This is a genomic window from Exiguobacterium sp. s63 (assembly GCF_018617335.1).
In the GTDB taxonomy this organism is placed as follows: domain Bacteria; phylum Bacillota; class Bacilli; order Exiguobacteriales; family Exiguobacteriaceae; genus Exiguobacterium.
On record NZ_JACSKB010000003.1, the window covers coordinates 211329 to 231667 of the forward strand.

The following is a 20339-nucleotide window of genomic DNA, read 5'->3' on the forward strand; positions in this document are numbered from 1 at the left end:
GACGAATGGCAAACATTCGAGATATCGCAAAGCACGCTGACGTTTCGGTGACGACGGTTTCGCGCGTCTTGAACGAGCATCCGTACGTATCGAAAGAAAAACGTACCCGTGTCCACGAAGCGATGAAAGAGCTCGGGTATTTGCGAAATCAACAGGCACTGACGTTGTCGACAGGGAAGACGCAACGAATCGTCGTCATCCTACCTTATATGGATCATCCGTATTACGGTTTCTTCGTCAATGGGCTTGCCAAGGCGGCGCTCGAGCACGATTACCGGCTCGTCATGTGGCAGACGGAGTATAAGTTGAGCGAGGAACGACAAGCGCTCGATTTATTGAAACATCGTGAAGTCGATGGGGCAATTGTCTTGTCTCACGAGATGTCTTTTAAAGAAATGGAGACATATCGTGCGTACGGACCGATTGCTGTGGCAACCGTCGGCGCACCGGAGACAATCTCGTCGATCCATGTCGATCATTACGCGTCGTTCGTATCAGGTATTCGTGTGTTACAGGAACACGGATATGAAGAGATTGGAATTATCTTGTCAAGAAGCCATAGTCCAAGTTCCCTTGCGCGTCAGCAAGCCTATTTCGATGAAGTAGCGCATGCGCGTGAGCAATGGATTTGGACCGGCTATTTGACGAGTGAGGACGGTATTCGGTTAGCTGAAACGTTCCTCTCTCAAAAAGAGCGTCCTCGAGCGCTCTTTTTCTCGTCTGATTATGTCGCTCTCGGATTTTTAGGAGAGATGCAACGGCGAGACATCAAGATTCCTGAGGAAGTCGCCATGCTCGGGTTTGACGGACATCCGATCGGTCAGGCATTCGGACTATCAACGATGCTTTCTCCGAATGAACAGATTGGTCGTCGCCTGTTTGAAACGACGCTCGCTGAGATGAATGGAGCCATCCCAGAGATTCACGGAATGACTGTCAGCTACCAAGCGGGGATGACACTTTAGGCAACATCCTCGCTCGACTCTTTTGAAACGTTTAGAATGAAAGGAGTAGTCGAGAGGAGGAGATGTTATGAAGATTCAAGTAACAGAAGAAGCGCTCCAATGGTTTAAAGAAGAAATGGAAGTCGAAGCGGGCCAAACGGTTCGTTTGTTTGCAAAATATGGGGGTTCGACAGACTTGACGCACGGTTTCTCCGTTGGGGTCATCACGGAAGACGTGAACAATGCGGCTGTTGAGACCGAAGAAGACGGCATTCGTTTCGTCGTGGCGGAACAAGATGAGTGGTTGTTCCAAGGACAAGACGTGAAAGTCGAACTTCGCGGAGAAGAAATCGTCTTCGTGCAGGCCTGACGTTTCAGTTTGTTTACGTTTAATGAAATGTCGTTTGACGAAATCTGGCTTGGGGAACAGATTACGACAAGTCGGATTTTCGAAAGGATGACACGATATGTCAGACAAAGAAAAGCGTGAGCAAGAAGAAAAGTTGAAACGAGATCAACCGGACATCTCCCATGAAGAAGATTCAAAAGGAGATCACTCCGACCTCGAAGAGACAGATGAAGACGAACAATCATAAGAGCCGACACGGCTCTTTTTGTTTGGGAATTGAAAGAAATGCCGTGGACGTTATAATGGATAAGGGAAAACTATTTAGTGAGGAGAATGAGATATGAGTACAGTACTAGTCTTCGGACATAAAAATCCAGATACCGACACAATCACGTCAGCGCTCGCCTATGCCGAGTTGAAAAAGAAATTAGGAATGGACGCAGAGGCAGTTCGTCTCGGTGAAGTGAACGGGGAAACACAATATGCGCTCGATCACTTCCGTGTAAAAGCACCACGCTTGATTGAAAGCGTGAAAGGTGAGACCGAAGAAGTCATCTTGGTCGACCATAACGAGTTCCAACAAAGTGCGGATGGTATCGAGGACGTGCGAATCCTTGAAGTCATCGACCACCACCGCATCGCAAACTTCCAAACGGCAGACCCACTCTACTATCGTGCAGAGCCAGTCGGCTGTACGGCGACGATTTTGTTGAAGTTGTATAAAGAGCATGGTGTCGAAATCGCAGCGGATATGGCCGGTTTGATGCTTTCAGCTATCATCTCGGACTCACTTCTCTTTAAATCACCGACATGCACGGATGAAGACGTCAAAGCCGCGAAAGAACTCGCTGAGATCGCAGGCGTCGATGCAGAAGCATACGGGCTTGAGATGCTCAAAGCCGGGGCGGACCTTAGCCAAAAAACGATTGAAGAACTCATCTCACTCGATGCGAAAGAATTCGCAATGGGCGACTATCGTGTTGAAATCGCGCAAGTGAACACGGTCGATGCGAACGATGTCTTGAACCGTAAAGAGGAAGTCGAAGCCGCAATCGCCAACACGGTTGCAGCGAAAAACTTAGACTTGTTCGTATTTGCCATCACGAATATTTTGACGAACGATTCGGAAGCCATCGTCGTCGGACCAAAACCAGAACTCTTCGAACAAGCGTTCAACGTCACGCTTCAAAACGGATTAGCGACACTTCCGGGCGTCGTCTCGCGTAAGAAGCAAATCGTACCTGTTTTAACGGAAGCGGCAACAAAATAAAAACTCGAAGCGAATGCCTCGAGCGGAACTGCAGACGATTACTCGTCTGCAGTTTTTTCGTTTTGTTGAAGAAGAGTCTTTTTCAAATAATATTGTTTATGCTCTGTTGTCGGATGGTTCTCGATTACTCCAACGACTTCATAACCGAGTCCGATATAAAAGTCAGGTGCCTGAAAGCTGAACGTGTCGAGTTGAATGAGATGGCATTGATGCTCGATGGCACACTGTTCGATACGCGTCATCAACTCTGTTCCATATCCCTCTCCTCGAAGCTGTTCGTCCACCCATAAGAAATGAATATGCATCGAGTACCAAAATACCGTCCCGGTTACACCCCCGACAATCTGATTGTCATCGTCCCGAACGATGAAACTCACGTGTTCGATGGGGTGCTTCACTTCATCCGGCAATTGTGATGCGTTATATTCAATCAAACGCTGTCGAATATATTCGCGATCTTCCTGATTCCACTGTTGAACAATCTTCATCCCCTCACCCTTTCTTCATTACGATCCTGTACTTGCAAAAGCGCGCAGTCCATATAACCAAAACCGATAGGCGATGACGAGTGAGAGGGTTGCGACAAGCGGGGTCGCTAGTGCAAACATGGTGAACCCACGTCCTTCAAAGAAATACATCGCCGGATAAAATGCTGTAAAGCCAAATGGGATGATATACGTCAATACGAACATGATGACTTTCGAATAGATGGTCATCGGATATCGAGCAAAATCACTCAAACTGAATACAGCGAACACAACCGGTAGACTATCAATCATCCAAAAAGAGAACGTCGCAAAGAATAAGTTGACCGCGATATAAATCATTCCGCTCGCGAGAACCATGACGAGAAGAACGATCACGTCCATCACACTCCATGTCATTCCGAGCTCATTCGAGGCGAGCCATAGTACGCTCCCCCCAATCAAGAGTTGACCGAACCCGTCTTGTTGAACCCGTTCGGCGACGATTTGGAACAGCGGATTCACGGGACGCATGAGAATACGGTCCAAGTTCCCTGTACGGATGTATTGCCAGCCGATCGTCCAAAGATTATCAAAAAAGATATGATGGACGGCTCGACCTAAAAACGCGATGCCATAGATGAACAAAATCTCGTAAAAGCCCCAGCCGTTCAGCGATTCGATGTGTTGGAAGACGATCGATAAAAAGAAGAGCGCGGCAAATTGTTGACCGAAGACCGATAACACGCCAATCAAGAAGTCCATCCGATATTCCATCATCACTTTGAAATGATTTTTGGCATAGAGCCAATACAGTTTCGCATATCGTTTCATCCGCCAAACACCGTCACTTTCCGAACCGCATACGCGAATAGAAGTCTTACAAAAACAAAGAAGGCCCCGACCCATGCGAGTTGAATCAAAATCGACGACCATATAGCAGATGCATCGATCCCACCTGTATAGATGGCAACTGGCACATAGACGAGTGAGGCGAACGGTAAATACAAGCTGATTGTCTGGAACCAATCCGGGAATAGGGTGAGCGGGATGATTGCCCCGGACATAATCGTAATGATTGCCTCCTGTAAGACAGAAAGTCCCCACACGTTCACCGTATAAAAGGACAACACCCCAACGAGCAAATCAATCAGTGTCGCAAGGAGGATCGCGAGCACGACACTGATTGAGAAGGCGAAGGCACTTTCAATTGACGTCGGTGGGTCAACGCCGATAAACAGCATGGCGATGACAAGAAGCGGTAGCGTCGAACGGAAAAAGGTCGATGTTTTTGTCCCGATGTCTTGAGCGAGTAATTTATCCAGTAAATGATAGGGGCGAAGTAGTTCGACGGCGACCCCGCCATGTTTGATGAGATGCGCGAGTTCACGTCCGGCGCCTCCTCGGAATTGATCGAGCATCGTTGCAAGTACGGCATACGTCAACATCATCGAGAGCGAGATGCCTGACACGTCGGTTTTATTCTCATAGACGGCCTGCCAAAAGAAATATAAGATGAACAGGCGCATCGTCACCGAGAACATACTTGCCCAGTACCAGGCTGTATAAGCCATATCGACTTTAATTTGTGAGGCGGCGAGCGCTACATATTTTTGAAGCCTCATGCGCTCACCTCAGGTTGATACAGGTTTCGAATCAACGTCTCCATTTTCGGTACGACAACGGATAAGTCTTTCACTTGATTGCAGTTCACGATTTCACGAATCAATTGTCCGCTTGAAATCTCATGATGGTTGAATGCCAGTTGAATGGTATCTGTCTCTGAAGCGAGTTCCGTGACGAGTCCTGTCACCGACGGCGGAATGGTAAATGTCGTTCCTTCGTCGAGTGTGATTTCAAGCGTCCGTTCATTGTTGAACGTCTGTTTGAGCGTCTCGATGCGGTCGTCATAAATGATGCGTCCCTCATCGAGGACGATGACCCGATCACACACTTCCTCGATGTCCTGCATATCGTGTGTCGTCAAAATGACCGTCGTGCCCCAAGCATCACTGATTTCCCGAATGAAAGCCCGAATCGTCTCTTTGATATCAATATCGAGACCGATTGTCGGCTCATCCAAATACACCACACGGGGACGGTGTAAGAAAGCGGCAGCGAGCTCACAGCGCATTTTTTGTCCGAGAGATAACTGACGGACTGGTACGTCGAGCAGAGGTTCTAGCTGGAGTTGCTCGATGAACCAGGCAACGGTCTCCTCGAACTCTGGACGCGGCACTTCATAGATTTCCCGAAGCAAGTCGAATGACTCCCGGACCGGAATATCCCAAAACAACTGTTTTCGCTGACCGAAGACTGCTCCGATTTGGCGAGCGTTTTGAATCCGGTCCTCGTGTGGATCGATGCCGAAGACACGGACGGATCCAGCATCCGGACGAAGGACGCCGGCGAGCATTTTGATCGTTGTCGATTTTCCAGCACCGTTGAAGCCGATGTATCCGACGCGTTCGCCTGGAGCGATGGACAAGTCGATTCCTTTCACGGCTTCTTTAATGCGATACTTTCTTGAAAACAAAGCCTTGATGGCGCCTTTTAAGCCGGCATCACGTTCTAAAATTTGATAGTGTTTCACGAGATCGTGGACCTCGATAGCTGACTGTGACATACGTTCCTCCTCATTCATGCAAGCGTTTTCCTTCATCAGAATAGCATGTGAATCTGGGATTTCCTACCTGTACAAAAAAAGACCGGACGATGAAGTCCGATCTTACGATGATTTTGTTTGTCGCCCGTACGTTCCGAGACGCCATAGTTTCTCAAACGGTCCATAGCGGTGACTCTTCAGCCACCACATCGAGAAGAACGCCTGGACAATCAAAATTCCGATGCTGAGGAATAGACCTTCGGTTAAGGAAAGCGCCCCGTACGCCCCGAGTGCGATCACTGGCAAGACAATGATCAACGTATGTGTCAGATAGTTCGTGAGTGCCATTCGTCCGAGCGCTTGAAGCGGGGCGAACGTACGACCTTTTCGAACGGCGATGGTGAACAGGCAGATGTACGTTGTAGCGAGCAGTTTTCCGGAGACGAGAACAGCAACAAGATTCACCCAGTAATAGGCCTCGCCTTGACCATAATGATGCCAGATGATGACCCCGAAAAATGGCAGAGTGAAGAGGACACAAATGGTCGCAGTACGAGTCAATCCTTGAATCGACCATGTGAGAAGTTTTCGTTCTCGTCCGATATAAAGACCGAACAAGAACAAGCTAAGAATCTCAATACCTACAAGAAGTGAATTCGACATAGCAGCGAATATTTCAATTTGTAGACGGTAGTCGAACCAAATGCCGAATCCCATATTATATGGTGTCGGAAATGGAGCGCCACTATTGAAGTCACCGCCATTTGCCCATTCCACAAGTGCAGATGATCCATAAAATAAGAAGAAACTTCCAATCAATAAACTCCACGCCCACGCCAGAATGGCGCGGTTGCTCAATCCGTAAAAGAGGGGAAGCAATAAGCCCCACATGGCGTACGTATGGAGGATATCGCCTGACCAAATCGCCAGGTGTGCCAGACCGAACAAGAAGAGAATCAAAATCCGGCGTATGTAACGACTGACCGATTCGCCACGAGCGTAAGAACGCTCGAGGAAAATCGAAAAGCCGATCCCGAATAAGAGGGAGAAAATCGTATAAAACTTCGTCTGCACGAACAAATCGAAGAGTGTGCGGACGAACAGGTCGCTCCCGTAATAGTCGGGACGACCAAACATCCAGTCGCTCCCGAGCATACTCGGGATATTGACGAGGAAAATGCCGCAGAGGGCAAACCCTCGGATAATGTCATACAAGATAATCCGTTCATTCGTTTGAATTGGGCCAGCCATACGACACGTCCTTTACTGAATTAGAATACTTTCGTCGTCCACGATTCACAGTTCCAGACGTCTGTGACGATATCCTCATAGAATTCTGGTTCGTGACTGATGAGGAGGACGCTTCCTTTGTACTCTTTCAACGCACGCTTCAACTCTTCCTTCGCGTCGACGTCCAAGTGGTTCGTCGGCTCATCGAGTAAGAGTAAGTTCGTTTCGTTGTTTAAGAGTTTACACAGGCGTACTTTCGCCTTTTCTCCACCACTGAGGACAGAGATTTTACTTTCAATGTGCTTCGTCATGAGACCGCATTTCGCGAGCATCGCGCGCACCTGCTGTTGGTTGAGTGACGGGAATTCGCTCCAAATCTCTTCGATACACGTGTTGTTGCTTGATGCGGCTTCCTGTTCGAAGTAACCCATTTCGAGGAACTCACCACGTTCGACTGTTCCTTCAAGCGGGTTGATCAAGCCGAGTAAGCTCTTCAAGAGCGTCGTCTTCCCGATTCCGTTCGCTCCGACGAGGGCAATCTTTTGACCGCGCTCCATCTGAAGGTCGAGCGGACGTGAGAGTGGCTCATCGTATCCGATGACGAGACCTTTCGCATCAAAGATGAGGCGCCCCGATGTACGTGCCTGCAAGAAGCGGAATTCTGGTTTCGGACGTTCCGCACTCAATTCGATGACATCCATCTTATCTAGTTTCTTCTGACGTGACATCGCCATGTTTCGTGTCGACACACGCGCTTTGTTTCGGGCAACGAAGTCTTTCAAATCCGCGATTTCGGCTTGCTGACGCTTATAGGCGGCTTCAAGTTGCGAACGCTTCATCTCGTACACTTCCATGAACTTGTCATAGTCCCCGACGTAGCGGTTCAACTCTTGGTTTTCCATATGGTAGACCAAGTTGATGACGCTATTTAAGAACGGGATATCGTGTGAGATCAAGATGAAGGCATTGTCATAGTTTTGGAGATAGCGTTTCAACCACTCGATATGCACTTCATCCAAATAGTTGGTCGGCTCATCGAGGAGCAAGATATCTGGCTTCTCTAAAAGCAACTTCGCGAGCAATACTTTCGTACGCTGTCCACCTGACAAGTCCGTGACGTCACGGTCGAGACCGACGTCTAGAATACCGAGACCGCGTGCGACTTCTTCTACTTTCGCATCGATGATGTAAAAGTCGTTCGAGTCGAGCGTCTCTTGAAGCTCACCGACCTCCGCGAGCATGTCTTCCATCTGTTCCGGTGTCGCGTCGCCCATCTCCATGTAGAGTTCGCCGATGCGCGTCTCCATGTCGATCAGGTATTGGAAAGCACCTTTCAAGACGTCGCGAATCGTCATCCCGCGCTCGAGCACCGCATGTTGATCGAGGTAACCGACACGGACGTTTTTCGCCCATTCGATTTTCCCTTCATCCGGTTGCAGTTTGCGTGTGATGATGTTCATGAACGTCGATTTTCCTTCACCGTTCGCTCCGACGAGACCGATGTGTTCCCCTTTTAAGAGGCGGAAAGAGACATCGTTCAAAATAGCGCGGTCACCAAAGCCGTGGCTCAAGTTTTGTACCGTTAATATACTCATAATTCGTTTTCGTTCCTTTCAAAGTAAACTACCCGATATTGTAGCATGAATCCGATTAAATTAGTACGCCAGTCCGACCGACTCCCGTACGTGTTCTTGTTCTTCAATCGCATGAAGCATGAACTGAGCGACGTCTGCCCGTGAGATGTGTTTCCCGTTCTCTGGCACTTCATCGATGGCCATGCGATAAGTCGAGGTGCGAGGACCATCCGTCAATTGCATCGGTCGTACGATGGTATAGTCGAATGACGAATTTCGCCATAAGTCCACGGCTGCCCGATGATCGCGGAGCGGTTTCCGCAGCATGAACGTAATGGCTTTCCCCGCAAGTCCCGGAATTTCATTGTCGATTCCCGCTGAAGCGAGATAGATGATACGTGAGATGTTGTTCGCTTTCATCGCCGGGACGAGTTTGTCTGTGACACTCGCTAAAAAGTCCGGGTCGCTTAAATCCGTACCGAGACAGCTGACAACCGCATCGTGACCATGCATTGCTTCCGTCAATGCATCGATGTCATATAAGTCGCCTTCGATGATTTCAAGTTGTGGGGTTCGAATCAACTTTTTCTGTTCACGAACGAACGCGGTGACGTCATGACCGTGCTCGATGGCTTGATCGATGAATTGATGTCCGGTCCGACCGGTTGCGCCTAATACGAATAACTTCATAAGGGCAGGGCTCCTCTCTCATATCCAGTATCTACAGTATACAGCAGTTTCAGAAAAATCGAACATTTCACCGTTTGATTCCAACCTATTGCATTTCTCTTCAGCTCGTCTACAATAAGGTCTATCTTAGAAAAATAGATTCGCACTCGTATATCAGCGGAAATATGGTCCGCAAGTCTCTACCGAACTACCGTAAATGGTTCGACTACGGGTGGCGCTTGTCGTATGCTGTCGTTGATTCCCATGCGGTTCGTTGCCTCCCGATGAGGGGTGACGAATCGCATTTTTTATTGGAGGGAACAACAATGAAGCAGTTAGAAGACAAAATCCGTGAAGAGGGTCGGGCCTTATCCGACCAAGTGTTGAAAGTCGACGCTTTTTTGAATCATCAAGTCGATCCCGTACTCATGCAAGCAATCGGTAAAGAATTCACGAAGCGTTTCAAAGACGCTCAAATAGACCGCATCGTCACACTTGAATCGAGCGGAATCGCACCGGCGATGATGACGGCGCTTGAGATGGGCATCCCGTTCGTATTCGCGCGTAAGCGGAAATCGCTGACGCTCCAAGATGATCTCGTGGAAGCAGACGTGTATTCGTTCACCAAGCAGGAGACGAACCGCATCAGCTTGAGCCGGCGTTTCGTCTTACCAGGCGAACGTGTTCTCGTCATCGATGACTTCCTCGCGAACGGGGAAGCGGCACTCGGATTGACACAACTCGTCGAAGCCGCAGGTGCAGAGGTCGCAGGGGTTGGCATCGTCATCGAGAAGTCGTTCCAACCAGGGCGCGATAAATTGATGGAGCGTGGCTATCGCGTCGAATCGTTGGCACGTATCGCGAAATTAGAGAAAGACCATATCTCGTTCGTGGAGGTCGTTCGATGAATACGTTCAAGACAGCCAGTCTAGGGTTCCAGCATCTCCTCGCGATGTACACGGGAGCGGCAATCGTCCCGCTCATCGTCGGTGGTGCCATCGGGCTTGGACCGACCGAACTCGCCTATCTCGTCGCAATTGATTTATTCATGTGTGGGGTAGCGACGTTACTACAAGTATGGACGACACGCTTCACGGGTGTCGGATTGCCGGTCGTCCTCGGATGTACGTTCACGGCGGTCGGGCCGATGATTGCCATCGGAAGCGCGAACGGGATCACCGCTATTTATGGTGCGTTGATTGCGAGCGGGCTCATTGTCATCCTCATTTCCGGTTTTGTCGGGAAACTTGCACGCTTTTTTCCGCCGGTCGTGCTCGGTTCGGTCGTGACGATTATCGGTCTCTCACTAATCCCGGTTGCCATCAATGACATCGGTGGCGGGATGCCGGGTGAGCCTGGATTCGCATCGATGCAGAATCTCGGATTAGGTGGTTTGACGATTTTACTCATTCTCTTCTTGAACCGAGTCGGGACCGTCTTCACACGTGCCGCTGCCATCCTCTTTGCCGTCCTCATCGGAACAGGGGTCGCTGCTTCGCTCGGTCTCGTCGATTTTAGTCCTGTCCGTGAAGCGAGTTGGTTCCAAATGGTTCAACCGTTCTACTTTGGGGTGCCGACATTCGATGTGTCTGCCATCCTCGTCATGACGCTCGTTGCCATCATCTCGATGATTGAATCGACCGGCGTGTTCTTGGCGCTCAGTGACATCACGAAAAAGCCGATCGGTGCAAAAGAATTGACGAAAGGGTATCGTGCGGAAGGCGTCGCAACGATTCTCGGAGGAATTTTCAACAGCTTCCCATACACGACGTTCAGTCAAAATGTCGGACTCGTTCAATTGTCAGGTGTGAAATCGCGCCGTGTCATCTTCTGGACAGGTGGGTTACTCATCTTGCTCGGGTTCCTCCCGAAAGTGGCCACATTCACAACCTTGATTCCAAAGCCTGTTTTAGGTGGGGCGATGCTCGTCATGTTCGGAACGGTCGCCGCTTCTGGGATTCGGATTCTGAGCCAAGTCGATTTTTCGAAAAACGAGAACTTGATCACCATTGCACTTTCGATAGGTGTCGGACTCGGTATTACAGCAAATCCGGCCATCGTCGCCAATATGCCGGAATGGCTTCAATTGTTCACAGATAGTGCCATCGTGGCAGGCTCCTTCACAGCACTATTATTGAACGGATTCTTCCGTATGATGGACCGTTTCCGTCCCGGGACAATCATTGCCGAGGAACGACAAGTCGGCTAGACTGAAGGAAATAGTAGTCGAGGAGGAGTCTTGAATGGGGAAAACTGCACTTGTCGTAGGCGCGACCGGATTGATTGGCCGCGAATTGGTTGAACAGTTGTTAGAAAGTGATCGTTATGATGCCGTCTGGATTGTCGTCCGTCGCTCGAAGCGTTGGAGCCATCCGAAGCTACATGAAGTCGTCGGGTTCGAGGAAATGGATGCATCCCTTCCGCATATCGATGACACGTATTGCGCACTCGGTACGACAATTGCGGTCGCTGGATCGCAAGAAGCGTTCAAACAAGTCGACCTGGAGTTGCCACTTGAAGTTGCCCGGATCGCTAAGGCACATGGTGCAACACGCTATGCGGTCGTATCGGCGCAAGGTGCATCGTTACGTTCATCCTTCTTTTACAATCGGGTAAAAGGGGAGCTTGAGAATGCGTTACGGATCTTCAACTTCCACCATTTGATTATCGCACGTCCGTCTTTATTGCTTGGGGAACGTGATTCATTCCGACTCGGAGAGAAAGCGGCTGAAGTTCTCAGTCGACCGTTCCAACCATGGTTAATGGAAAAGGCACCGGAAGTCGCACCGATTCAAGCACTGCATGTCGCCCGTGCCTTGATCATGGCATCTGAAGAAGGCGAAGGGGTCGAAGTGCTGACGTCAGGGATGATGCAGAGGATGAGCCGATGACTCCATTGACGAAAAAACGAACGAAAGCCGTCTTGATTGATAGTGTCATTGCAGGTCTTGTCAGCGTTGGCGTGGAACAACTCGTACGCAAGAAAGTAAAGAGCGAGTTCGTGCATGCGGTCATCACACCGACACTGCTGACGTACGCCATGGAAGCCTGCCAAATGAGTCGAGGCGGACAAACCATCGGCTATAAACTGATGGGGCTTGAATTGAAAAACGATGACGAAACGCCTGTCACGGCGAAACAAGCACTACAGCGCGCCCTACACCGTGATACTTCGTCAGTCGTTCGTTATTGGAAAGACCGTGCACATTTCGAACAAGAAGACGGCGCCGTGTTACCGCACGATGCCCGTTACCATATGCATGTACGTGAAAAGAACTGACCATAGGCCAGTTCTTTTTTCAATCCTTGATTTTACTTAAGATGGCAGTCGTTAAGGCGACGATTGTTCCGAGGACGAGTCCATTCGAAAAGACGGTCGCAAGGAGCGGTGGCAAGTCATTCATGGAACCGGGTGGCAGAAGCATCGCCCCGGCACCGATGACGAGTGGGAGACCGACCGTAAGTGAGGCCGTCGATTGTTTTAATTCGAAGGCGGCCTCATTGATTCCGATGATGATCATCGTCGCGATAAGCGGAGTCACAATCGCATAACCGACAGCAGCCGGGATACTCGCAATCAACGAGACGAATGGACCGATGAGTGCTAACCCCATCATGAGGGCGTGGGCAATCAAATGCGGAGCACGCTGGACGCTCTCCGTCGAAGAAAGGAAACCAGCTGTCCCGGAGATGGCGACAGGACCCGGTGTACCGAACAGACCGGCCACGACTTGACTGACGCCACTGGCGACACCCGATGCGGGAACGTTCCCTTTGATTTCTCGTTTTTCGCGAGAACTGACGATGCGCTCAATCAACTTGATGTTCGCAAGGACGTTTGTCATGAGAAGCAAGGTGATGACGAAAGCCGTCGGCAACAAGTTCCAATCCCACATCCAATTCCCGAACGGAAGCAGTTCCGGTACGAGGAAGAAGGATTCTGAACGAACGATTGGATTTCCAAGGTCGAGTAAATGGAACAAGCCGAACCCGACGAATAGTGTCATGACGAGTCCGTATTGTTTGAAGCGACTTTGTTCGAGCGTGAGCGCGAACAAAACGAGCCCTGCCGTCGCGACAGCTTGGACGACATTGATTCCGTTTTCCGTCACCCCGAAGCCACCTTTAATGACGGCTCCTGATAATTGGAGGACGAGTAAAATCATATAGACGCCAAGCACTTGTGGTGTAAAGAGGGAGAGCATGCGTCTTAAGATACCGGTGACAGTCAGCAACACACCGATCACACCGCTCAAAAATAGCATGAATCCGAGTGCCTGTAGCGTCTCTTGTTGACTTCCATATAAGGCGGGACCGATGGATGCGTATAAGGTGAAGACGCCCCACCAAATGCCGGCAGGTCCTTCGAGAATAGGGAGGCGATGGCCGAGCATTGTCTGGATGATGCTGAAGAGTGCGAAGATGAAGAGTGAGCGGGATATGAAGGTCATCGTCTCATCTGGCGAAAGTTCAAACAAGGCGGCGATGGAGAGTGGTGGTACAATATTTGTAGCTAAAATAAAAATAAACCACTGAATCGTCGTGGTTACATTACTTTTGGTCATGGTGTCCCCCTGATCATACTTTTTCTTATTAGTGTAACGTTATGGTGAAGTGGATGCAAATGGAGGCTATATAATGAAGAAATTCTTCAAGTGGACCGCACTCACAATCGTAGGATTGCTCCTTGTCGCGGTAGCTGGCTTTTTGATTTGGACACAGTTTACGTATGGACCGACCGATGAAGCGACCCAGTATGCGGAAGAGGGGAAAGTGGTCGACAACCGTCTCGAGTTTGGAGACACGGCGAGTGAAGTCGGTGTCATTCTATACCCTGGGGCGAAAGTAGAGAAAGAGGCGTATGCGTATTATGGAACACGTTTGGCCGAGGAAGGATACTTCGTTGCCATTCCATCGCTTCGTCTCAATTTAGGCATTTTAGATATCGACGCAGCCGATCCCATCATCGAAGCACATCCGGAGATTGAACGTTGGATCGTAGCCGGTCATTCACTCGGAGGTTCAGCGGCATCTGGTTACGCGCTTGAGCATCAAGAGTTAGTGGAAGGTGTCATTTTCCTTGCATCATATCCGATCAGCTCGATGGTCGATAGTGACTTACGCGTGCTATCTATCTCGGGTGAGCTAGATGGATTGGCTGTCCCAGAAGACATCGAGGCGAGTCGAAGTGATCTTCCTGACGATAGTCAATTCGTACAAATTAAAGACGGGAATCATGCGAATTTCGGAATGTATGGTCCTCAAAAAGGCGATCAGGAAAGTCCGCTCACATCGAAAGAACAACTCGACGAAGTATTATCAGCAATTCTCGAATGGTTATGAAAAAACGTGCGCACCTTCATCGAGGTGCGCACGTTTTAGCGTTGATCGAACGAATAGCTGACTGCGGTCAATCCGGCCGTAACGAGTGCGACCAGACCACCGACGAGTGCGAGCGTCATGATGGGGCTCGTCGCATAGACGACACCACCGAGAGCGGAACCAAGCCCAATCCCGACGTTACTCGCCACGGGCATAAGTGATGAGGCGAGACCTTTGGCGTTCGGATTGAACTTCTCCGCCAAATCAATCAAATAAATCTGTGTTGATGTCGTCAATAAAATCGCCATGAACGACATAAGGGCGATATTGAGGAGACCGAGCGTCACATTCGACGTCGTCACGAATAAAGCGGCCAAGACGAACGCCTGGACGAGAAAGACGAACCGTAAGCGTCCGATTGGATTGTGACTGGCAATCTTTCCGGCAGCGATATTACTGAAAATCGAGATGAAGCCGTATGCGAATAAAATCGGACTGACCCAAGCGACCGGTACACCGAGGACATCTTTTAAAATCGGCACGAGATACGTATACACGACATATGTCGCCCCAAAACCGAATGCCGGAATCAAGAAGGCGATCAAGATGCGAGGGTTCGTCAGGAGTGCCATTTGTTCACGGAGTGATGCTTTTTCTTGAGACAATTGATTTGGCAAGACACGATAAATGGCAATCCAGGCGACTGCACCGAGCAGAGTCGTCAACCAAAACGTTGACTCCCAGCCTGCCTGTTGTCCGATAAACGTCCCAATCGGAACCCCGAACACGTTTGCCATTGTGAATCCACCGAAAATAAAGGACACGGCCACACCCCGTTTTGTTGGAGGGACGCTCTCGCTGGCGACGAGCATGGCAAGCGAAATCAAGACGCCTGTGACGACGGCCGTCAGCATACGCAAGACGAGTAACCACTCATACATGGGAGCAAGACTGCTCAACAAGTTCAGGACCGTGAAGAGGATGGTTAGGCCGAGCATCAATTTACGCTTTGGAAGATGACTCGTCAAGGACATCGTGATGGGTGTGCCGACGGCGAAACTGATCGCGAATGCCGATACGAGACTTCCTGCTGTTGCAATGGAAATAGATAGACCACTTGCGATGTCGGGTAATATCCCGACGATGACAAATTCACTCGTTCCGAGAACGAAGGTTAATAAGGATAGAGATAAAACTAAAGTCCAGTCGCTTCGACTGAGCGAGCTTGTCTTCATGTTCAAACACTTCTTTCTGTTTCATTCATTAGTAGTTAGACATCAGTCTTCTATCACGTTACAAGATTTTCCCCAAAAGAAAAACCCTTTTCTCCCAAGTCGGAAGAAAAAGGCGAATCAGCGCCAAAAGACAGTGGCTTCGACACCGGCGTGGTCGGAGACGACAGGTCCGTTCTCCCCATCGAAGACGACAGCATGCCGGGAGACGTGAATGGGTGCATTCGTCAACATCAAGTCGATGCGGAGCGATTTTTTGTTTTCATCCCATCCGGCAATTTTTCCTTGTACGGTCGCGTCGCCTTCGCGTTCTGTGGCGAGATGGAATAAGTCTTGAAGTCCGTTCTCCATCAAATAATCGTATCCTTCACCTCGGATGAAGGCGTCGTTATTGAAGTCACCGAGTAGAAGCGCGTGGTCGTCGTGCTCCACGCGATGCAATAGTTCATCCAGTTGATGTTTCACGGGCTCTTCTTCGTCATGCCACCAACCGAGGTGACACGAGTAGACCGTCGTCGGAGCTTCATGACCTTCAATCACGGCTTTAACGATTTTACGGGACTTGTAATTGTCTGGGTCCGTCGTCTTGGATACAAAGAATGATTCGGTCGATAGGAACGGTGTGCGCGACAAGATGGCAACGCCCTCTTCGTAAATATCATAGCCGTAATGGGCAAAATCCCAAGTCATGTGATAGTGAAGGTCTAACTCGTTCAGACGTTCAACGAGGACGTGTGCGAAGTTGTTTTCACGGATGTTTCCGTAGATGAGTGGCGCCTCCTTATGTTGGTTGACTTCTTGAAGTGCGATGAGATCGTATTCTTCACTCGCAATACGTTCGACGATGGCATCGATCTTTTCTTGTTGACGGTCTTCTAACCAGGCATGACAATTGAGCGTTAAAATATTCACGGTAGTCCTCCTTTAGAAAAAGGCCAACTCTCGAGCGAGTTGGCCAGTAGATTATGCACCGATGACGTCTTGAATGTCTGATTTCAATACGTCGGCTTTCGGGCCATAGATGGCTTGGACTCCACGGTCTTTCACAATGAGACCCATGGCGCCATTTTTCTTCCATTCTTGTTCGTCAGAGACGAGTGTAACGTCTTTGACGGTCACACGAAGACGAGTCATACATGCATCGACATCTTCAATATTTTCTTCCCCACCGAGAAGTGTGATAATCCCCATGACTTGTTCATTACCTGTCACAGATGATTTTTCTGTCGTTTCTTCCATGTAGTTTCCGTTACGTCCTGGTGTCGGCAAGTTCATCTTCTTGATGAAGAAGTTGAATACTCCGAAGTTGAGGAAGAAGAACGCGACAGAGACGAGCACGAAGTTGATCAAGTCTTGAAGAAGTCCCGCTTTGATGATCATCGGGATGCGCGTCAAGAGTTCGATTGCACCGAAAGCATGAATACGCAAATCGATGATATCTGCCAATGCGAAGGCAGCACCAGCCATGAGTGCGTAGACGACGTAAAGGACTGGCGCAACGAACATGAACATGAACTCGATCGGTTCTGTGACACCCGTCAAGAAGACGGCGAGTGCGGCTGACAAGAACATCGGTTTGTATTGTTCTTTCTTCTCAGCATCGACGTTACGGTACATTGCGTACGCAGCACCGATTAATGCAGCGAATGACAAGATGACTTGACCGACTTTGAAGCGAGCTGGTACGACATCAGCAAGTAGAGCGTTGTATGCAGCTGTGTCACCAGCAGCACGCAAGTTGACGAGGTCTGTTACCCATGCCAACCAGAGCGGGTCTTGACCGGCAACGACCGAACCAGCTGTCGCACCTGTTAAAATCGTATACGTTCCGCCAAGTTCTGTGTAGTTCATTGGTACTGTGAGCATGTGGTGTAAACCGAACGGCAAGAGAAGACGTTCGAGTGCACCGTAAACAAATGGAGCAAGGACTGGAGCCGTGTTACGTGATGTGGCAATCCACTCACCAAAACTGTTGAGTGCCCCTTGGATTGTTGGCCATACAATTGATAGAACGATGGCAGCAACGACCGAACCAAGGATGACGACGAATGGTACGAAGCGCTTCCCGTTAAAGAACGAGAGGGCGTTCGGCAATTTATTGAAGTTGTAGAAACGGTTGTATAGCGCACCACCGAGGAAACCGGCGATGATTCCGACGAACACACCCATGTTGAGGGCAGGTGAACCAAGTACAGATGTGAAGTAGTCTGAGACGACAAGATTTGCACCAAAGAGTGACTCGATTGTCGCTTCTGGATCCTGAAGCATAGCGCCGTTGACACCGAAGATGGCACCTGTGACACGGTTGATCAAGATGAAAGCGAGGAGTGCGGCGAACGCACCACCTGCACGATCTTTAGCCCACGAACCACCAATCGCGACTGCGAAGAGGATATGTAAGTTGACGATGATCCCCCAACCTAAATCTTCAATGATACGAGCTGTTGTTAATAGAATACCGACGTCTCCGGCTGACATTCCAATCAATTTTCCGATGGAAATCATCAAACCGGCGGCTGGCATAACGGCGATGACGACCATCAAGGCCTTACCGAGTTTTTGCCAAAAATCGAATGAGATCATTTTTTTCATGCTATACGCTTCCTTCCTGTGAGGGAGTTTTATCTATTTTTTGTTTGCCAATAGTGCAATCGCTTGCATAAATGATTGTAATCGATTGCATAAATTCATGCAACCGTTTTCGCTATTTTCATTTGTTTTCATTTTTGAAGCGGGAATGGTAAATGTGAGGCGAACTTGTCAGTCGAATCGAATCTAGCTACAATATGATAGGTTGAAGGGAGCGAGAAAGATGGGTTGGAGACAGACGACATCTGCTTTGACGAAAGACGAGCAGATTGAATTAAAAGAAGAGTTATTGCAGAAGGGTGTATTGCACGAGGACGATCTTCCTCTATATGAGATGCTCATGCCAGATCGCATCAAACGGATGTATGAAGTATTGAATACACGAACGAACCATATCACGATTTTGACGGAGGGTGTCGACGATCCGCACAATCAATCTGCCGTATTGCGTTCGGCCGATGCGTTCGGGGTGCAGACGTTACACGTCGTCGAAGGGCGTGCGAAGTTCAAACCGAACTCGATTATCGCCAAAAGTGCCGACCGCTGGGTGGACGTCGTCGAGCATGGTTCGATTGAAGAAGCGATTGATTCCTTAAAAAAAAGTGGTTACCAAGTATATGCGACGGCATTGAGTGAGGAAGCGATTCCGCTCGAAGAAGTGGATGTGTCGAAGCCGACTGTTCTTCTATTCGGGAATGAACATAGTGGTGTCTCGGAAACAGCACTCCATAAGGCGGACGGGAACTTTGTTATTCCGATGCAAGGGTATGTGCAGAGTTTGAACATCTCGGTGGCAGCGGCGATTTCTTTGTACGATGTCACGACACGGTCGCGACATATCGTGACGGATGGCTATGAACTGCCTGTCGAGGATCAGGCACGCATCTTTAAAGATTGGATGGTCAAGAGTTTACCGAAACGTACGCTTGGACTATATAAACAAAAAGGTGTCACGGCTTTTGAACGGGAGACAGGAAATTCAGAATGAACGGCGAAATGAACAGACGTACGGAATCTTTGTCCAGAAACTGAAAGGGGATGGCACGATGAGTACGACGAGTTCATTTATCGTAAAAGATGTGACGAACAACTTTAAGGATTTTGAAGAGGACTTTTTCCGACTGTATCGCACGTTATATGGCGACCTCGATCAGTTGCGCTTTAAAGAGCGTCTGTATCGACACGCCAATCCACTAGTGCTCTTAGCATTCTCTGAAGAGCAACTGGTCGGCTTTAAAATCGGTTATGAGGCGGAGCCGTATCGGTTTTATAGCTGGGCGGGCGGCGTCCATCCGGACTTCCAAAAGCATGGCATCGGTCGCAAGCTGATGGACACGCAACTCGAATGGGTCGAAGCGCAAGGGTTCCATTCGATTCGGACGAAAGCACGTAATACGAACAAAGGGGTCATCATTTTGAATCTCCTTTGCGGATATGACATCATGGGCGCTTACACAGAAGATGGCGAGCCGCGCATCATGATGGAAAAACAATTGAACAGATGAATGGTTGCCGCGGTCGTGTGATCGCGGTTTTTTTGATGAAACCGATTCGCATGAATGAACGTACATAAAGAAAAAGGGGGAATTTGAAATGACAGTGTTTGGATTTGGCGGAGATCCGTTCGATAATTCGATGGGGGATTCATTTTTTAGTGGATTGTTTAGTATGTTTCCAATCATTTTCATGGTTGTGTTTGGTCTGATTATTTTTATGTTCGTAAAAACGATTTTTCATCATTCCAAAACATCGAGCACGTTGAAAGACTTACAACAATTCGCCTCGCAGCTCGCCGATGACCCGAACGATGACACGGCTGAGCGATTGGCAGACTACTTACGGGGCGTCGATTCCTTCTCTATTGAACGGACACGGATGGAACCGTTCCGTGTCGCACTCGGATGCTATCAATTGGTGATGGAGTCGAGATCCGTTCGCGAGGAGACGAAAGAGCGGCTCGATCGACAATACAAGCGTCTCGGGATTTTAGACGGAGAAAAATTTGCGGATGAGGCACCTCCACGTAGACGTTCCTCATCGAGTCACCATGATATCCATCATAATCACCATGACCATATGTAAAAAGCGAAG

General features: G+C 49.2%; 23 protein-coding genes and 1 riboswitch. Of the genes, 12 read left to right on the top strand and 11 right to left on the bottom strand.

Annotated elements, in window-relative coordinates; all coding sequences use genetic code 11:
- The first annotated feature begins 5 nt into the window (after nucleotides 1–5).
- From KNO90_RS11490 to KNO90_RS11500, 4 genes are all read left to right on the top strand, one after another.
- Complete coding sequence (locus tag KNO90_RS11490) at nucleotides 6–965, top strand: LacI family DNA-binding transcriptional regulator (RefSeq protein ID WP_215113639.1); 960 nt, start codon at nucleotides 6–8, stop codon at nucleotides 963–965.
- Nucleotides 966–1032: 67 nt separating this feature from the next.
- Nucleotides 1033–1314, top strand: a complete 282-nt coding sequence (locus KNO90_RS11495) for a HesB/YadR/YfhF family protein (protein ID WP_074034990.1) — start codon at nucleotides 1033–1035, stop codon at nucleotides 1312–1314.
- A gap of 97 nt (nucleotides 1315–1411) precedes the next feature.
- A complete protein-coding gene (locus KNO90_RS14800; RefSeq protein WP_285800741.1) occupies nucleotides 1412–1540 on the top strand; it encodes a hypothetical protein in 129 nt (42 codons plus the stop codon).
- A 93-nt stretch (nucleotides 1541–1633) separates the two neighbouring features.
- Nucleotides 1634–2563, top strand: a complete 930-nt coding sequence (locus KNO90_RS11500; protein ID WP_214778428.1) for a manganese-dependent inorganic pyrophosphatase — start codon at nucleotides 1634–1636, stop codon at nucleotides 2561–2563.
- A gap of 38 nt (nucleotides 2564–2601) precedes the next feature.
- On the opposite strand, the gene KNO90_RS11505 is transcribed toward KNO90_RS11500, so the two are convergent.
- From KNO90_RS11505 to KNO90_RS11535, 7 genes are all read right to left on the bottom strand, one after another.
- Complete coding sequence (locus KNO90_RS11505) at nucleotides 2602–3051, bottom strand: GNAT family N-acetyltransferase (protein WP_215113640.1); 450 nt, start codon at nucleotides 3049–3051, stop codon at nucleotides 2602–2604.
- 18 nt (nucleotides 3052–3069) lie between these two features.
- Nucleotides 3070–3861 carry an ABC transporter permease gene (locus KNO90_RS11510; protein ID WP_215113641.1) on the bottom strand — a complete coding sequence of 264 codons (792 nt, stop codon included), beginning with the start codon at nucleotides 3859–3861 and terminating at the stop codon, nucleotides 3070–3072.
- Complete coding sequence (locus KNO90_RS11515) at nucleotides 3858–4652, bottom strand: ABC transporter permease (protein WP_215113642.1); 795 nt, start codon at nucleotides 4650–4652, stop codon at nucleotides 3858–3860. Before KNO90_RS11515 ends, KNO90_RS11510 begins: the two co-directional genes overlap by 4 nt.
- The gene (locus tag KNO90_RS11520) at nucleotides 4649–5653 is read right to left on the bottom strand and encodes an ABC transporter ATP-binding protein (RefSeq protein ID WP_215113643.1); all 1005 of its coding nucleotides are present in this window, start codon (nucleotides 5651–5653) and stop codon (nucleotides 4649–4651) included. The genes KNO90_RS11515 and KNO90_RS11520 overlap by 4 nt, the downstream gene beginning before the upstream one ends.
- A 102-nt stretch (nucleotides 5654–5755) precedes the next feature.
- On the bottom strand, nucleotides 5756–6883 hold the full coding sequence (locus tag KNO90_RS11525) for a DUF418 domain-containing protein (protein WP_215113644.1): 1128 nt from the start codon (nucleotides 6881–6883) through the stop codon (nucleotides 5756–5758).
- Nucleotides 6884–6903: 20 nt separating this feature from the next.
- Nucleotides 6904–8457, bottom strand: a complete 1554-nt coding sequence (locus KNO90_RS11530) for an ABC-F family ATP-binding cassette domain-containing protein (protein ID WP_015880457.1) — start codon at nucleotides 8455–8457, stop codon at nucleotides 6904–6906.
- Between the two features lie 60 nt (nucleotides 8458–8517).
- Nucleotides 8518–9126, bottom strand: coding sequence for an NAD(P)-dependent oxidoreductase (locus KNO90_RS11535; RefSeq protein ID WP_214742606.1), 609 nt, complete (start codon nucleotides 9124–9126; stop codon nucleotides 8518–8520).
- A gap of 126 nt (nucleotides 9127–9252) precedes the next feature.
- Nucleotides 9253–9354, top strand: a riboswitch (purine riboswitch).
- Nucleotides 9355–9431: 77 nt separating this feature from the next.
- On the opposite strand from KNO90_RS11535, the gene KNO90_RS11540 reads away from it, so the two are divergent.
- Genes KNO90_RS11540 through KNO90_RS11555 form a run of 4 tightly spaced genes read left to right on the top strand, consistent with a single transcriptional unit; the run spans nucleotide 9432 to nucleotide 12385 of the window.
- On the top strand, nucleotides 9432–10013 hold the full coding sequence (locus KNO90_RS11540; protein ID WP_214742607.1) for a xanthine phosphoribosyltransferase: 582 nt from the start codon (nucleotides 9432–9434) through the stop codon (nucleotides 10011–10013).
- Nucleotides 10010–11314 (top strand): nucleobase:cation symporter-2 family protein, encoded by a 1305-nt coding sequence (locus KNO90_RS11545; protein ID WP_214742608.1) that lies wholly within the window; start codon nucleotides 10010–10012, stop codon nucleotides 11312–11314. Before KNO90_RS11540 ends, KNO90_RS11545 begins: the two co-directional genes overlap by 4 nt.
- 34 nt (nucleotides 11315–11348) lie before the next feature.
- Nucleotides 11349–11996: an NAD(P)H-binding protein gene (locus KNO90_RS11550; protein WP_214742609.1), complete on the top strand. Its 648-nt coding sequence runs from the start codon at nucleotides 11349–11351 to the stop codon at nucleotides 11994–11996.
- Nucleotides 11993–12385, top strand: a complete 393-nt coding sequence (locus KNO90_RS11555; protein WP_214742610.1) for an RDD family protein — start codon at nucleotides 11993–11995, stop codon at nucleotides 12383–12385. The genes KNO90_RS11550 and KNO90_RS11555 overlap by 4 nt, the downstream gene beginning before the upstream one ends.
- A gap of 19 nt (nucleotides 12386–12404) precedes the next feature.
- Here the strand turns inward: KNO90_RS11555 and KNO90_RS11560 are convergent, their stop codons facing one another.
- A complete protein-coding gene (locus tag KNO90_RS11560) occupies nucleotides 12405–13670 on the bottom strand; it encodes a purine/pyrimidine permease (RefSeq protein ID WP_214742611.1) in 1266 nt (421 codons plus the stop codon).
- Between the two features lie 73 nt (nucleotides 13671–13743).
- Here KNO90_RS11560 and KNO90_RS11565 point away from each other — a divergent pair, with 73 nt between their 5' ends.
- Nucleotides 13744–14448, top strand: coding sequence for an alpha/beta hydrolase (locus KNO90_RS11565; protein WP_214742612.1), 705 nt, complete (start codon nucleotides 13744–13746; stop codon nucleotides 14446–14448).
- 35 nt (nucleotides 14449–14483) lie between these two features.
- On the opposite strand, the gene KNO90_RS11570 is transcribed toward KNO90_RS11565, so the two are convergent.
- From KNO90_RS11570 to KNO90_RS11580, 3 genes are all read right to left on the bottom strand, one after another.
- Nucleotides 14484–15662: an MFS transporter gene (locus tag KNO90_RS11570; RefSeq protein WP_215113645.1), complete on the bottom strand. Its 1179-nt coding sequence runs from the start codon at nucleotides 15660–15662 to the stop codon at nucleotides 14484–14486.
- 117 nt (nucleotides 15663–15779) lie between these two features.
- Nucleotides 15780–16571 carry an endonuclease/exonuclease/phosphatase family protein gene (locus tag KNO90_RS11575; protein ID WP_215113646.1) on the bottom strand — a complete coding sequence of 264 codons (792 nt, stop codon included), beginning with the start codon at nucleotides 16569–16571 and terminating at the stop codon, nucleotides 15780–15782.
- Between the two features lie 51 nt (nucleotides 16572–16622).
- Nucleotides 16623–18251 (bottom strand): PTS transporter subunit IIBC, encoded by a 1629-nt coding sequence (locus KNO90_RS11580; RefSeq protein WP_215113647.1) that lies wholly within the window; start codon nucleotides 18249–18251, stop codon nucleotides 16623–16625.
- 220 nt (nucleotides 18252–18471) lie between these two features.
- Between KNO90_RS11580 and KNO90_RS11585 the strand changes: the two genes are divergently transcribed.
- From KNO90_RS11585 to KNO90_RS11595, 3 genes are all read left to right on the top strand, one after another.
- Entirely contained in the window at nucleotides 18472–19236 is a 765-nt protein-coding gene (locus KNO90_RS11585) for a TrmH family RNA methyltransferase (protein ID WP_215113648.1), read from the top strand.
- Between the two features lie 58 nt (nucleotides 19237–19294).
- On the top strand, nucleotides 19295–19753 hold the full coding sequence (locus KNO90_RS11590; protein ID WP_251127448.1) for a GNAT family N-acetyltransferase: 459 nt from the start codon (nucleotides 19295–19297) through the stop codon (nucleotides 19751–19753).
- 88 nt (nucleotides 19754–19841) lie between these two features.
- Nucleotides 19842–20330 (top strand): hypothetical protein, encoded by a 489-nt coding sequence (locus KNO90_RS11595; RefSeq protein WP_215113649.1) that lies wholly within the window; start codon nucleotides 19842–19844, stop codon nucleotides 20328–20330.
- Nucleotides 20331–20339 lie beyond the last annotated feature (9 nt).